Here is a 14,340-nt window from a genome sequence, read left to right on the forward strand (position 1 = left end):
GTCAGTCCGCGGGCGCCGGCTCCTTCGCCGGCTCCAGCGCGGGCTCGTCCAGCCCGCCGTCCGGAGCCCCGAGCCGCCACTGCGCCGCCGCGGCGACGAGGCACGGGACCGCGAGCGCGATGCCCGTCGCCGGGACGACGATGCCCGAGTCGTTCATGAGGAACCCGACGGTCAGCGCGGCCGTGATCGCGGCGACGGCGGGTCGCAGGAGCGGGACCGCGCGGGTCAGCCCGGCGAGCGGGCCCTGGCCCATCATCTCGCCGCGCCGCGGGCGTCCCCCGACGACGACCAGCCACGTCAGGGCGATGCCGCCGATGGCGGTGACCAGGTAGCGCCACGACGTCAGCACGCGCAGGTTCACGGCGATCTTGCGACCCACGACGTCCCAGAGGCCGCCGTCGAGGACCGTCGCGAAGAACCGGCCCAGGTGGGTGCGGTCGGCCGGCGGGCGCATCCAGTCGAGCACCGCGAACCCGCCGACGACCACGACGCCGACCAGCCCGATCAGGGCGACCGACTTCCAGCTGACCTTCCGGCCGCTCACGACGATGGTCAGCATCGCGAACGCGAGGATCAGCGCGGGCGGGCCACCGAAGTCGCTGCCGAGCCCGGGGGCCCCGTCGACGACGACGATCAGCAGGCCCAGCCCGGCGACCACGGCGGTCGCGATCCCTCGGCGACCGCGCCGCAGCAGGGGGTCGGCGATGGCGACGGCGAGCAGCAGACCGGCGGCCGTCAGGAGCGCGAACGCCTGGTTGCTCATCCCGTAGAAGCGCGCGGCGAGGAGCCGGTGGGCGCCCATGGGGGAGTCGATGACGAGCGTGGAGCCCGTGCAGGCGTCGACGACGAGCACGGCCACGGTCACCCCGGCGACCACGCCCGCCGGCCCGAGCAGGTTGCGTCTCCAGGGACCGACCACGGCGACGGTGGTGATGAGCGCGACCCACCCGAGCAGCACCCACCAGAACGCGGCGACGGGCATGTCGGAACGCCACCAGGGGATCGTGTTGGTGAGGAAGGACGCGACCGGGGCGGCGGCGAGCGCGAGCGCCGAGATCCGCAGCACGCGCAGGGCGGGCCGCAGCGGCGGGCGGTCGGACCGGCCGGTGCGGGTCAGGATGATCGCCGCCGCGATGAACAGCACCGCCTGGATGAGGACGAGCCGTGCCGAGTAGGCGCCGCTGACCCGCGTGACCATCGTGGCGTGCCGCTGGACGTCGAGGATCCGGTCGACGCGTGCGGTGGCGGTGCCGGTGGCCGGGCCGGGGAGGATCACGGCGCCGCTCAGGGACGCCGCGCTGTTGTCGAGCCCGATGCCGTCCAGCAGCGTCGGGGTGACGTCGACGGTCTGGATCAGCCCGGCCTGCCGGGTGGACCCGGACGTCAGCAGGCTGTCGACGTACTGCTCCCCGTTCGGGGCGAGCCCGGTCGCGGCCGCCAGCTGGAGCGAGGTGCGGCCGGAGTCGGCGAGGGAGACGACGAGGACGGTCGCGCCGGACCGCTGGGCGCCGGCGATCGCGGCGCCGATGCGGGTGTCGATGACCTGGGCCTGGATCGCGCGCGACGGCTCGATGATCGCGTCCGGCGTCGACACCTCGGGCGGCGACGGCTCCTCCAGCGCGTCGTCCGGCGCGGTCGGGGTGGGCTGGGGGGTGCTCGGGCGGGGGGTCGTCGCGTACCCCGGGTCGCGCAGGGTGCCCGCGTCGACGACCACGAGCCGGGACCCGTCGAGGGCGTCGCGGACGGCGCGGGTGAGGGCGCTGCTCGTCGCCGGGAGGGTCTCGTGGGTGCCGACGGGGATGCCGGCGGCGTCGGCCAGGGCGATCGCGGCACCCGGACCGATGCCCGTCGCGGGCATGCCCGCCTCGGCGACCATGTCCCCGAGGAACCCTGGCTGGGCCCCGTAGGACTCGGCCTCGGCGGCGGTCACGTAGTCGTCCCAGCCGGGGACCTCGCCGCTCTCGCCCGGGTCGCGCAGGGTGCGGCACGTGCCGTCGTCGGCCCGCACGTCCGCCGCGCGGGTGCCGGACGACACGGCCAGCCACCCGTCCGCGGGGCAGGACCGGGACGCGACGCTCCGGGCGGCGACCAGACCGACCGAGCCCTCGCGGGACAGGCTCCAGAGGGCGGGCGTGGTCAGCGTGGTGACGTCGTCCCAGCGGACCCCGGTCATGCCGACCAGGAGCACGGGCGGTTCGTCGGCAGCCTGCGCGGGGGTCGCGAACAGGATCCCCGCGAGGCTCAGCACCAGGGTGAGCACCGCACCGCGGAGCACGGACGCGCGCGGGCGGGCAGGGGTCAGCACCGTTCCAGCCTACGGGCGCACTACCCTCGACCCCGGCGGCGCTGCGGGGTATCCGTGCAGCGTGCACATCATCTGCACGGGAGGGACGCCATGTCCGAGGGGCTACCGCGGTACGCGTACCTGGGTCCGGCCGGCACGTTCACCGAGGCGGCCCTGCGTCAGGTCGCGGCCGTCGGCGACTGCGTCGACCTGCCGGTGTCCGACGTGTCGTCGGCCATCGAGGCCGTCCGGACGGGCGACGCCGACTTCGCGGTGGTGGCCATCGAGAGCACCGTCGAGGGTGGCGTCACCGCGACGCTCGACAGCCTCGCGGGCGGCGACCCGCTGGTGATCGTGCGCGAGATGCTCGTGCCGGTGCAGTTCACGCTCGCGGCCGCGCCCGGCGTCCGGCTCGAGGACGTCCGACGCATCTCCGCCCACCCGCACGCGTGGGTGCAGTGCCGGCGCTGGCTGGCGCGTCACCTGCCGGCCGTCGTGCACGTCCCCGCCACGTCGAACACCGCCCCCGCGGCGCTCATCGCGGCCGGCGGGGCCGAGCTGGGGTTCGACGCCGCGCTGGTGCCGCCCGCGGCCGTCGAGTCGTACGGTCTGGTCCCGCTCGCCGCGGACGTCGCCGACAACGTCTCGGCGCAGACGCGGTTCGTCGTCGTCGGCCACCCCGGCTCGGTGCCGCCGCCCACGGGCGCGGACAAGACGACCCTCGTCGTCCACCTGCCCGACAACGAGGCCGGTGCGCTGCTGGCGATGCTGGAGCAGTTCGCGGTGCGGGGCGTGAACCTGTCCCGGATCGAGTCCCGGCCGATCGGCGACGCCCTCGGTCGCTACTCGTTCTCGCTCGACGCCGAGGGGCACATCACCGAGGAGCGCGTCGGGGAGGCCGTCATGGGCCTGCACCGCCGCTGCCCGTACGTCCGGTTCCTCGGCTCCTACCCGCGCGCCGACGCCGTCGAGCCGACCGTGCACGTGGGCACCACCGACACCGACTTCGTCGGTGCACGGACCTGGCTGCAGTCGGTCCGCGGCGGCACGGCGACCTGACAGTGACCTGACGTCGTTCCGCGTCAGAGCACTGGCACCCGCACGACGAGGGCCGCGTGGTCCACCCGCGCGGACAGCTCGGTGACCCGGCCGACGATGTCGCCGTCCACCTGCACGTGCTCGCCGCCCTGCACCACCACGCGGACCTCCTGCGCCCGGGTGTGGTCGATCCGGCCGATCTTGGCGGGCAGGTCGTTGCGCACGCCCGCCCCCTGGAGCATCACCTCGCCGAACAGCTGCGCCCAGCCCGCGATCCCGCCGCGGGTGTCGATCGCCGCGATGTCCAGCCAGCCGTCGTCGAGCAGGGCGTCCGGCAGGAGCGTGATCCCGCCGGGGAGCTTGCCGCAGTTGCCGATCAGCAGGCTGCGCAGCCGGGTCGAGGTCATCGGCTGGTCGTCGAGCCGGACGTGCACGCGGGTGCGGCGGCCGTGCAGGTGCCGCATGCCGGACACGAAGTAGGCGATCCAGCCGACCCGCGCCTTGAGCTGTTCGTCGGTGTCGGCGACCATCGCGGCGTCGAACCCGAGGCCGGCGATGACGAGGAAGATGTGGTCTCGTGGCAGCTCGTCGGGCAGCGCCTCAGCGGCGTCCACGACCGGGTCGTCGATCTCCGACTGCCACCGGTGCACCCGCAACCAGCCCACGTCGATCGTCCGGTCCCGGCCCTCCAGCGCGGTGCGCAGCGCGGCCATCGGGTCGCTCAGCGGCAGGTCGAGGTTGCGGGCCAGCAGGTTCCCCGTGCCCAGCGGGATGAGCCCCATGGGCACCCCGGTGCCGACGAGCCCCTCGGCCACCGCGCGCACCGTCCCGTCCCCACCGATCGCGACGACGACGTCCGCCCCCCGCTCGACCGCGGCGCGCGTCTGGCCGACGCCGGGGTCGGCGATGGTGGTCTCGAACCAGAGCGGCTCGGGCAGGCCCTGCTCCGCGCACGCCGCGAGCACCGACGTCCGCAGCGCGGGGACGTCCTGCTTGGAGGGGTTGGCGACGAACGCGACGAGCTGCCCGGTGGCCTCGACGTCGCGCGCGAGCCGGAGCTCCCGCGCACCGCGACCGCTCCGCGGCGACTCGATCCGTCGCCGCAGCTCACGCTGCCGCAGCCACAGGATCCCCACGAGAAGAAGGGACGAGAGAGCCACGACGGCCGCGCACACGGCCACCCACGCCTCCCAGGTCATGGGCAGAATCTACGGCCCACCCGCCCGACCCGTCCCGACTCGTCCGCCGGCGCCGCCATGCCCGCGAGCGCGGCACCTCGTGTCGAGCGCGATAGCTGCAGCTGGCGCGCTCGACGGGAGCTGCCGCGCTCGGCGCCAGCCGGCGAACGCGCGGGCTCGCGGCCGTCGGTGGGCGCAGGGGGGCGTCCGGGCCGGGCCGGACGGGTCGGTAGGGTTCTCGGGTGATCGATCTGCGGCTCCTGCGGGAGGATCCCGACCTTGTCCGTGCCAGCCAGACGGCTCGCGGGGACGACCCCCACCTGGTCGACCAGGTGCTCGACGCCGACGCGCGCCGACGCTCTGCGGTCACCGAGTTCGAGACGCTCCGGGCCGAGCAGAAGTCCCTGGGCAAGCTGGTGGCCAAGGCGCAGGGCGACGAGAAGCACGCGCTGCTGACCCGGGGCAAGCACCTGGCCGAGCAGGTCAAGGCGCTGCAGTCGGACGCGGAGGCCGCCGAGGCCGCCGCGACGGAGCTGAGCCGGAAGATCTCCAACATCGTCGAGGAGGGCGTGCCCGTCGGCGGCGAGGACGACTACGTCGTGCTCAAGCACGTAGGGGAGCGTCCCGCGTTCGACTTCCCGGTGCGCGACCACCTGGAGCTGGGTGAGGGCCTCGCAGCCATCGACACCGAGCGCGGCGCCAAGGTGTCCGGTGCGCGGTTCTACTACCTGACCGGGATCGGCGCCCGCCTGGAGCTCGCGCTGCTGAACGCGGCCGTCGACAAGGCGATGAGCGCCGGGTTCACGCCGGTCATCACACCGACCCTGGTCAAGCCCGAGGTCATGGCCGGCACGGGTTTCCTCGGTGCGCACGCCGACGAGGTCTACCACCTGCCCGCCGACGACCTGTACCTGGTCGGCACCAGCGAGGTCGCGCTCGCGGGGTTCCACCAGGGCGAGATCCTCGACCTGTCGGCCGGCCCCAAGCGGTACGCCGGCTGGTCGGCGTGCTACCGGCGCGAAGCCGGCTCCTACGGCAAGGACACCCGCGGGATCATCCGGGTGCACCAGTTCCACAAGGTCGAGGCGTTCAGCTGGACGACCGTCGAGGACGCCGCCGACGAGCACCGCCGCATCCTCGGCTGGGAGGAGGAGATGCTCGCGCTCGCCGAGCTGCCGTACCGCGTCATCGACACCGCCGCCGGGGACCTGGGCTCCAGCGCCGCCCGCAAGTTCGACTGCGAGGCGTGGCTGCCGAGCCAGGAGCGGTACCTCGAGCTGACGTCGACGTCGAACTGCACGACGTTCCAGGCCCGCCGCCTCGGCGTCCGCGAGCGCACCGCGGACGGGTCGACGCGCGCGGTCGCCACCCTGAACGGCACCCTGGCCACGACACGGTGGCTCGTCGCGCTCCTGGAGAACCACCAGCAGGCCGACGGGTCGGTCCGGGTCCCGGAGGGGCTGCGCCCGTACCTGGGCGGCCTCGAGGTGCTGGAGCCCGTGCGATGACCCGCTGCCGCCTCGTCGCCCTCGACGTCGACGGGACGCTCATGTCCTACGACGGCGTGATCTCCGACGAGGTCAGGTCCGCGGTGCGCGCCGTCCGGGACGCGGGCCTGCACGTCGTGCTGGCCACCGGCCGCGGCGTGCACTCGGCCGCGCCCGTCGCGCAGGAGCTCGGGCTGACCGAGGGGTGGGTCGTCTGCTCGAACGGCGCCGTGACCGCGCGCCTGGACCCGGCGGCGGACAACGGCTACGAGATCGTCCGGGTGGTCACGTTCGACCCGGGCCCCGCGCTGCGCACCATCGCGCTGGAGCTGCCTGACGCCCTGTACGCCGTCGAGGACCTCGGTCTCGGCTTCCGGGTGTCCGCCGACTTCCCCGACGGCGAGCTGTCCGGGGACCTCGAGGTCGTGTCCTGGGAGGAGCTGACGGCGACGCCGGCCACCCGTGTCGTCATCCGCAGCCCCGGCAGCACCCCGGAGCTCTTCCACGAGCTGGTGGAGCGCGTCGGGCTGCACGAGGTGGAGTACGCCGTCGGCTGGTCCGCGTGGCTGGACCTGACACCCGGCGGGGTGTCGAAGGCGAGCGCGCTGGAGGAGGTCCGCCAGCACCTGGGTGTGCAGCCGCACGCGACCGTGGCGGTCGGCGACGGCGGCAACGACGTGCAGATGCTCCGCTGGGCGGCCCGCGGTGTCGCGATGGGCCACGCGTCCGAGTCGGTCCGCGCGGCGGCCGACGAGGTCACGGGCACGATCTCCGACGACGGCGCCGTCGCGGTCCTGCGCAGTCTGCTGACCTGAACCTCGGGACGGTCGATCTTGACCGTTCATGAAGCGCTTCCGCACGAAATCCGTCGTGCGGAGCCGCCGTGGCTCGCCTGTAACTCAATCGTGACCGGATTGCCCGGTCTCTACGGTTGCGCCCGTGTTGCGTAACGGCTTGCATCGCTTGCAAGGGTGCTGGGAAAGCCGCCAGCACCATCCGGAGCATGACGACGTGGAGGTCTCATGAACGGCACACGCAGGCGCCGCAGCCACCTGGCAGCGGCCGGCGCGGTAGCAAGCCTGGCCCTGGTGCTCACCGCCTGTTCGGGCGGGGACGACGAGGGGGGCGGCGACGACGCAGCCTCGGACGTCGACTGCACCGCGTTCGACCAGTACGGGGATCTCGAGGGCAAGACGATCAGCGTCTACACGTCGATCGTGGAGCCCGAGTCGGTCCAGCAGACCGACTCCTACATCCCGTTCGAGGAGTGCACCGGCGCGGAGATCGAGTACGAGGGCTCGCGGGAGTTCGAGGCGCAGCTGCCCGTCCGCCTGCAGGCCGGCAACCCGCCCGACATCGCGTACATCCCGCAGCCCGGCTTCCTCGCCTCGATCGTCGCCGACTACCCCGACACGGTCGTCGCGGCGCCGCAGGCCGTCATCGACAACGCGAACGAGTACTACACCGAGGGCTGGGTCAACTACGGCACGGTCGACGGCACGCTCTACGCGACGCCGCTCGGCGCCAACGTGAAGTCGTTCGTCTGGTACTCCCCGGCCGCGTTCGAGGAGAACGGCTACGAGATCCCCACCACGTGGGACGACCTCATCGCCCTCACGGACCAGATCAAGGACGACTACCCCGACGCCAAGCCGTGGTGCGCAGGCATCGAGTCCGGTGACGCCACCGGCTGGCCGGCCACCGACTGGCTGGAGGACGTGATGCTCCGGACCGCCGGCGCGGACGTCTACGACCAGTGGGTCAACCACGAGATCCCGTTCAACGACCCGCAGGTCCTCGCGGCCCTCGAGGCCGTCGGCGGCATCCTGAAGAACCCCGACTACGTGAACGGCGGCCTGGGCGACGTCCAGTCCATCGCGACCGTCGCCTGGAACGAGGCGGCCAACCCGATCCCCGACCAGATGTGCTTCCTGCACCGTGCGGCCAACTTCTACCAGGCCAACTGGGACCCGAGCCTGACGGTCGCGGAGGACGGTGACGTCTACGCGTTCTACCTGCCCGGCCAGAGCGCCGACGACAAGCCGCTGCTCGGCGGTGGCGAGTTCGTGACGGCCTTCGCGGACCGTCCCGAGGTCCAGGCCTTCCAGGCCTACCTGTCCAGCCCGGAGTGGGCCAACGCCAAGGCGGAGGCCACCGGTCAGGGCTGGCTGAGCGCCAACAGCGGTCTCGACCCCGACCTGCTGCAGTCGCCCATCGACCAGCTCTCGTTCGACCTGCTCACCGACGACAGCTACACCTTCCGGTTCGACGGCTCGGACCAGATGCCCGGTGCCGTCGGCGCCGACGCGTTCTGGAAGCAGATGACCGCGTGGATCGGTGAGGACCAGTCCGACCAGGAGACCCTCGACAACATCGAGGCAGCCTGGCCGTCGTCCTGACCGTCTGAGGTACGCCCGGGGTGGGGGTCGTCGTCCTGACGGCTCCCACCCCGGCCGTGCCGGTCGCATCCACCTCGATGGAGAGGGAAGGTCACGTATGGACTGGTTCATCCACGCCGAGTCCACGGGACACAAGTTCGCGCTGATGCTGGTCGCGATCCTGCTGTTCGTGGGCGTGATGGGGGCGATCCTCTTCGGGATCGACAAGCTCAAGAAGGTGCCCATCTGGGTGGTGGTGGCTGGGTTCCTCGGCCCCACGCTGATCTTCGTCGTCTTCGGCCTGGTCTATCCGGGCCTGAACACGATCAAGATGTCGCTCTACGACTCCCGGGGCAACAACTTCGTGGGGCTCGACAACTACGTCACCGCGTTCACGCAGGACCAGTTCCAGACGGTGCTGCGCAACACGATGCTCTGGGTCGTGCTCGTCCCGCTGCTCGCGACGGCGATCGGTCTGGTCTACGCGGTGCTCGTGGACCGCACCCGCTACGAGTCCCTGGCCAAGACCCTGATCTTCCTGCCGATGTCCATCTCGCTCGTCGGCGCCAGCATCATCTGGAAGTTCGTGTACGAGTACAAGCCCGACCAGGGCAACATCCAGCAGATCGGCCTCGCCAACCAGATCCTGGTCTGGCTGGGGCTCGACCCGTACCAGTTCCTGCTGAACCAACCCTGGAACACGTTCTTCCTCATCGCGGTCATGATCTGGATCCAGGCCGGATTCGCGATGACGGTCCTGTCCGCCGCCATCAAGGCGATCCCCGACGACATCACCGAGGCGGCCCGGCTGGACGGTCTGCACGGCGTCGGCATGTTCCGGTTCATCACCGTGCCGAGCATCCGGCCGGCCCTCGTCGTCGTCATCACGACGATCGCGATGGGCACGCTCAAGGTCTTCGACATCGTCCGCACCATGACCGGGGGCAACTTCAACACGTCGGTCGTGGCCTACGAGTTCTACACGCAGAGCTTCCGGGCCCAGCAAGCGGGGCTGGGTGCCGCCCTCGCGGTGATCCTGTTCGTCCTCGTGATCCCGATCATCGTGTACAACGTCCGACAGCTGCGCCTCTCGGAGGAGATCCGATGACGAACGCCTCGGCCCCCCTGCCTCCGACCTCCCTCCTCGACGCCGACGAGGGGGACACCACCCGCAAGCCTTCTCGGCTGGCCCGTGCGGACCGGCGTGCCGCTGCGGCGACGAAGAAGCTCAGCTCCCCGTGGACGTCACTGATCGCCATCCTCATCGCGGTCGTCTGGACGGTCCCGACGTTCGGCCTCCTGATCACGTCGTTCCGGCCGCGGTCCGAGATCCGGACCTCCGGGTGGTGGACGCTGCCGTGGAACCCGACGCTCACGCTCGAGAACTACCAGGAGGCGCTGTTCGGCTCGTCGACGAGTCTCGCCACCTACTTCGTGAACTCCGTGGTCATCACGCTGCCCGCGGTGATCATCCCGATCTCGCTGGCGCTCCTCGCGGCGTACGCGCTGGCGTGGATCGACTTCAAGGGCAGGGCCATCCTGTTCGTCGCGATCTTCGCGCTCCAGGTGGTGCCCATCCAGGTCACCCTCATCCCGCTGCTGTCGCAGTACGTGAGCTGGGGCATCGCGGGGTCGTTCTGGGTGATCTGGCTGTCGCACTCGATCTTCGCGCTGCCGCTGGCCATCTACATCCTGCACAACTTTATGAAGGACATCCCGCCGTCGCTGGTCGAGGCCGCGCGGATGGACGGCGCCGGGCACGTGAAGATCTTCTTCCAGGTGCTCATGCCGCTCCTCACCCCGGCGATCGCGTCGTTCGCGATCTTCCAGTTCCTGTGGGTGTGGAACGACCTGCTCGTCGCACTGACGTTCGCCGGTGGATCCACCGACGTGGCGCCGCTGACCGTGCGGCTCGGGGAGCTGAGCGGCACGCGCGGGTCGCAGTGGCAGCTGCTGTCCGCTGGGGCGTTCATCGCCCTCGTCGTGCCGCTCATCGTGTTCCTGTCGCTGCAGCGGTACTTCGTGCGCGGCCTGCTGGCGGGGTCCGTCAAGGGATAGGAGCCGCATAGCCTGAGGCCGTGCCCGCGCCGCTGCTGTTCATCCTCTCGGGGCTGACGCAGTACGTGGGCGCGGCGCTCGCGGTCGGCATCTTCGGCACGATCGCGGCGGCGTCGGTCGCGTGGCTGCGCATCGCGGTCTCCGCGGTCGTGCTCGTCGCGTGGCAGCGCCCGTGGCGGGTGCGGTGGCACCTGCCGGACCTGCGCGTCGCGGTCGTCTTCGGCGTGGTGCTGGCGCTCATGAACGTGGCGTTCTACATCGCCATCGACCACCTGCCGCTCGGCACGGCCGTCGCGATCGAGTTCCTCGGCCCGGTGGCCGTCGCCGCCGTGACCGGGCGCGGCTGGCGGGACCGGGTCGGCATCGGGATCGCCGCCGGCGGGGTCGTGCTCCTGGCGGGCGTGAGCCTGGAGACCGGGCCGGACGCGGTGGTCGGGCTCGTGGCGATCCTCGTGTCGGCGGCGTGCTGGGCGGCCTACATCGTGCTCGGCCGACGCGTGGCGCGGGCGGCGAACGGCGGGATCACCGGGCTGTCCGTCGCCATGGCCGCCGGCGCGGTCGTCTTCGCACCGTTCCTGGCCGGCGGCGCGGAACCCGTGCTGCACGACGCGCGGCTCGCGGCGCTGGTGGTCGCGATCGCCCTGTGCTCGTCGGTCGTGCCGTACGCGCTCGAGCAGGTCGTGCTCCGGCGCGTGCGGGCGGCGACGTTCGCCATCCTGCTGGCGCTGCTGCCCGCGACCGCCGCGGTGGTCGGTGCCGTCGTGCTCCAGCAGGTGCCGCACGGGCTCGAGGTCGTCGGGCTGCTGCTCGTGTCCGGCGCCATCGTGCTCACCGGCCTCGACCGCGAGGACCCCCCGACGACCGAGGCTCCGCCCCCGGCGTAGCGCCTACAGGTACTGCCCGGTCGACGGGTCGGGGGTGCCGTCGGCGCGCGGGACCTGGACGGGCGCGCCGGGGTGCGACGGCCCGGCGGGCAGCTGCCGGCGCATCCCGGCGAGCTGGCCCTGCGCCGCCACCTGCTGCGCCACCAGGGCGGTCTGGATGCCGTGGAACAACCCCTCGAGCCAGCCGACCAGCTGCGCCTGTGCGATCCGCAGCTCGGCGTCGGACGGCGCCTGGTCCTCGACGAACGGCAGCGTGATCCGGTGCAGCTCCGCGACGAGCTCCGGCGACAGGCCCTCCTCCAGCTCGCTCAAGGACCGCTCGTGGATCTCCGCCAGCCGGGCGCGCGCGGCGTCGTCGAGAGGAGCGCTGCGGACCTCGTCGAGGAGCTGCTTGATCATCGTCCCGATCCGCATGACCTTCGCGGGCTGGCCGACCAGCGAGGTGATGTCCTCGGGCTCGTCGTCGTCCGGCGCGGGGTCCAGCACCTCCACGCGGGGCTCGTCGTCGGTCAGGGCGTCCTGCGCGTCGTTGTCGGTCACCCGGGCATTCTCACCGACTGAGGTGCCCGGCGCAGCCCCTCGCGTCGGCTGGCTAGGGTGTGCGCCATGGCCTGGCTCACCACACCTGCCCATACCCGGTGGCTCGAGGACGAGACGGATCGGCTCCTCGACTTCGGACGCGCCTCGGTCGTCCCCCGGGGCTTCGCGCGTCAGGACGAGGCGGGTGCCGCGGTCGACGGCCCGCTGGAGCTCTGGATCGCGTGCCGGATGACGCACGTCTACGCGATCGGGCACCTGCTCGGCCGCCCCGGGTCGGCCGCCCTCGTCGACCACGGTCTCGACGCGCTGACGGGAGCCTTCCACGACGACGAGCACGGCGGCTGGTTCGCCGAGGTCGAGCGCGACGGCACGCCGCGGGACACCGACAAGGCCGCGTACCCGCACGCGTTCGTCATCCTCGCGGCCTCCAGCGCGACCGCCGCCGGCCGGCCCGGCGCCCGCGCGCTGCTGGACGAGGCACTCACCGTCTCGGAGCAGCGGTTCTGGGACGACGAGGCGGGCATGGCCGTCGAGCAGTGGGACCGGACCTTCACGACGCTCGACGGCTACCGCGGCGTCAACGCGAACATGCACACCGTCGAGGCGTACCTGGCCGCGGCGGACGTCACCGGTGACCGCATCTGGCTCGACCGTGCGCTGCGGATCGTCGAGCGCGTCGTGCACGGCTGGGCTGCCGGGAACTCGTGGCGCATCCCCGAGCACTTCGACTCCGCCTGGGTGCCCGACCTGGAGTACAACGTCGACACCCCGGCACACCCGTTCCGTCCTTACGGCGCGACCATCGGCCACTGGCTCGAGTGGGCCCGCCTGACCCTGCACGCGCGCGCCGCGATCACCGCGCGCGGCGACGTCGCGCCCGCCTGGATGCTCGAGGACGCGGTCTCGCTCTTCGACGCGTCCGTGCGCGAGGGCTGGGACGTCGACGGCGCCCCCGGCTTCGTCTACACGGTCGACTGGTCCGGCGCCCCCGTCGTGCGCGAGCGCATGCACTGGGTGGCCGCCGAGGGTGTCGCCGCCGCGGCCGCGCTGCACGCCGCGACGGGCGAGGCCCGGTTCGACGACGCCTACACGCAGTGGTGGGAGTACATCGGCGCGCACCACCTGGACCGCGTCGGGGGGTCGTGGTGGCACGAGCTCGGCACCGACAACCAGGTGTCGCGCACGGTCTGGGCCGGCAAGGCCGACCTCTACCACGCGGTCCAGGCGACCCTGATCCCGCGCCTCCCGCTCACCCCGGTGATCGCCCCGGCCCTGGCGGCAGGCCTCCTGGACTGAGCCCCCACCCCACCCCCACCCCCGCAGCGTCCGCACGTTCGGTCGTCGGGACGCTCGAATCTGCGGACGTTGGAGCAGGGTCAGGGGATCAGGAGGACCTTGCCGAAGGCTTCGCCCGACTCCAGGAGGCGGTGCGCCTCGGCGGCCTGGTCGAAGCCGAGGCGGGCGTGCACCACCGGCCGCACCCACCGGTCCTCCACGAACGGCCAGGCGTGCCGACGCACGCCGTCCATGATCGCGACCTTCTGCTCGTGCGGGCGGGACCGCAGGAGGGTGCCCAGGATGCTCGCGCGCTTGGCCAGCAGCACGGACAGGTCGAGCTCGCCGCGCCGCCCCTGCTGCATCCCGATGACCACCAGGCGGCCGTCGTCGGCGAGCATCGCGAGGTTCTCCGCCAGCCCGCCGCCGCCCAAGACGTCGAGCACGACGTCGGCGCCGCGCCCGTCGGTCGCGTCCCGGAGCCGCTCCACGAGGCCGGGCGCCCGGTGGTCGAGCGCGACGTCGGCACCGAGCGCCAGGACACGGGCGGTGCGCTCCGGACCGCCCGCGGTCGCCAGGACGCGGGTGCCCAGGGCGCGGGCGAGCTGGACCGCGACCGAGCCGACCCCGCCCGAGCCGCCCCGCACGAGGAGGCTCTCCCCGGGGGCGAGCCGTGCGGCGCGCAGGTTCGACCACACGGTCGCCAGACCCTCGGGCAGTGCCGCGGCGTCGACCGTCGAGAGGTCGTCGGGCAGGCGCAGCGCGAGCTCGGCCGGGACGGCGACGAGCTCCGCGTAGCCCCCGCCCGCGAGCAGCGCGGCGACGCGGTCTCCGATGCCGGGGTCGTCGGGACCGAGGGCGACACCGCGCGCCACGACCGTCCCGGAGACCTCGAGCCCCGGCCAGGCGGGCGCACCGGCCGGAGGCGGATAGTGGCCCGCGCGCTGCAGCAGGTCCGCACGGTTGACGCCGGCGGCCGCGACCCTCACGATCAGGTCGCGTGGTCCCGCCACAGGGTCCGGGACGTCCTGCACGGCGAGGACGCCCGGATCGCCCGGTTCTGTGATGACGACCGCTCGCACGTCCGCACAGTAACCCTGAGGGCCGTCCGACCCCGGCTGCTAGCACACGACACCCGAACGGGGTGTGATGTCGCCGTATCCCAGGGGGTGAGGTCCATGGCAAACTCTGCCGTTGGCTAATGGTCTGGTGTCCAAC

General features: G+C 72.6%; 12 protein-coding genes. 8 read left to right on the forward strand and 4 right to left on the reverse strand.

All coding sequences use genetic code 11. The annotated features are described in order from the left end of the window. Position 1: 1 nt before the first annotated feature. The gene (locus tag ASF78_RS11440; RefSeq protein ID WP_200940595.1) at positions 2–2,305 is read right to left on the reverse strand and encodes a hypothetical protein; all 2,304 of its coding nucleotides are present in this window, start codon (positions 2,303–2,305) and stop codon (positions 2–4) included. A gap of 90 nt (positions 2,306–2,395) precedes the next feature. On the opposite strand from ASF78_RS11440, the gene pheA reads away from it, so the two are divergent. Further along, complete coding sequence (gene pheA, locus ASF78_RS11445) at positions 2,396–3,343, forward strand: prephenate dehydratase (RefSeq protein WP_056589116.1); 948 nt, start codon at positions 2,396–2,398, stop codon at positions 3,341–3,343. 23 nt (positions 3,344–3,366) lie between these two features. Here pheA and ASF78_RS11450 read toward each other — a convergent pair whose 3' ends face one another. Further along, positions 3,367–4,521, reverse strand: a complete 1,155-nt coding sequence (locus ASF78_RS11450) for a diacylglycerol kinase family protein (protein ID WP_056589118.1) — start codon at positions 4,519–4,521, stop codon at positions 3,367–3,369. 221 nt (positions 4,522–4,742) lie between these two features. Here ASF78_RS11450 and serS point away from each other — a divergent pair, with 221 nt between their 5' ends. From serS to ASF78_RS11480, 6 genes are all read left to right on the forward strand, one after another. Continuing rightward, the gene (gene serS, locus ASF78_RS11455; protein WP_056589121.1) at positions 4,743–6,008 is read left to right on the forward strand and encodes a serine--tRNA ligase; all 1,266 of its coding nucleotides are present in this window, start codon (positions 4,743–4,745) and stop codon (positions 6,006–6,008) included. Further along, positions 6,005–6,802, forward strand: a complete 798-nt coding sequence (locus ASF78_RS11460) for an HAD family hydrolase (protein WP_056589123.1) — start codon at positions 6,005–6,007, stop codon at positions 6,800–6,802. Before serS ends, ASF78_RS11460 begins: the two co-directional genes overlap by 4 nt. 207 nt (positions 6,803–7,009) lie before the next feature. Beyond that, positions 7,010–8,386 (forward strand): ABC transporter substrate-binding protein, encoded by a 1,377-nt coding sequence (locus ASF78_RS11465; protein ID WP_056589127.1) that lies wholly within the window; start codon positions 7,010–7,012, stop codon positions 8,384–8,386. A gap of 97 nt (positions 8,387–8,483) precedes the next feature. Further along, the gene (locus tag ASF78_RS11470) at positions 8,484–9,473 is read left to right on the forward strand and encodes a carbohydrate ABC transporter permease (RefSeq protein ID WP_056589129.1); all 990 of its coding nucleotides are present in this window, start codon (positions 8,484–8,486) and stop codon (positions 9,471–9,473) included. Further along, complete coding sequence (locus ASF78_RS11475; protein WP_082494997.1) at positions 9,470–10,423, forward strand: carbohydrate ABC transporter permease; 954 nt, start codon at positions 9,470–9,472, stop codon at positions 10,421–10,423. Before ASF78_RS11470 ends, ASF78_RS11475 begins: the two co-directional genes overlap by 4 nt. Before the next feature lie 20 nt (positions 10,424–10,443). Next, a complete protein-coding gene (locus tag ASF78_RS11480) occupies positions 10,444–11,307 on the forward strand; it encodes a DMT family transporter (protein WP_056589132.1) in 864 nt (287 codons plus the stop codon). 3 nt (positions 11,308–11,310) lie between these two features. Here the strand turns inward: ASF78_RS11480 and ASF78_RS11485 are convergent, their stop codons facing one another. After that, positions 11,311–11,847 (reverse strand): bacterial proteasome activator family protein, encoded by a 537-nt coding sequence (locus ASF78_RS11485; RefSeq protein ID WP_056589135.1) that lies wholly within the window; start codon positions 11,845–11,847, stop codon positions 11,311–11,313. 66 nt (positions 11,848–11,913) lie between these two features. On the opposite strand from ASF78_RS11485, the gene ASF78_RS11490 reads away from it, so the two are divergent. Then, complete coding sequence (locus ASF78_RS11490) at positions 11,914–13,143, forward strand: AGE family epimerase/isomerase (protein ID WP_056589138.1); 1,230 nt, start codon at positions 11,914–11,916, stop codon at positions 13,141–13,143. A gap of 80 nt (positions 13,144–13,223) precedes the next feature. Here the strand turns inward: ASF78_RS11490 and ASF78_RS11495 are convergent, their stop codons facing one another. Next, positions 13,224–14,204: an NAD(P)H-quinone oxidoreductase gene (locus ASF78_RS11495; RefSeq protein WP_056589141.1), complete on the reverse strand. Its 981-nt coding sequence runs from the start codon at positions 14,202–14,204 to the stop codon at positions 13,224–13,226. Positions 14,205–14,340: the final 136 nt, after the last annotated feature.

The organism is Cellulomonas sp. Leaf334 (assembly GCF_001424195.1).
Taxonomy (GTDB): Bacteria; Actinomycetota; Actinomycetes; order Actinomycetales; family Cellulomonadaceae; genus Cellulomonas.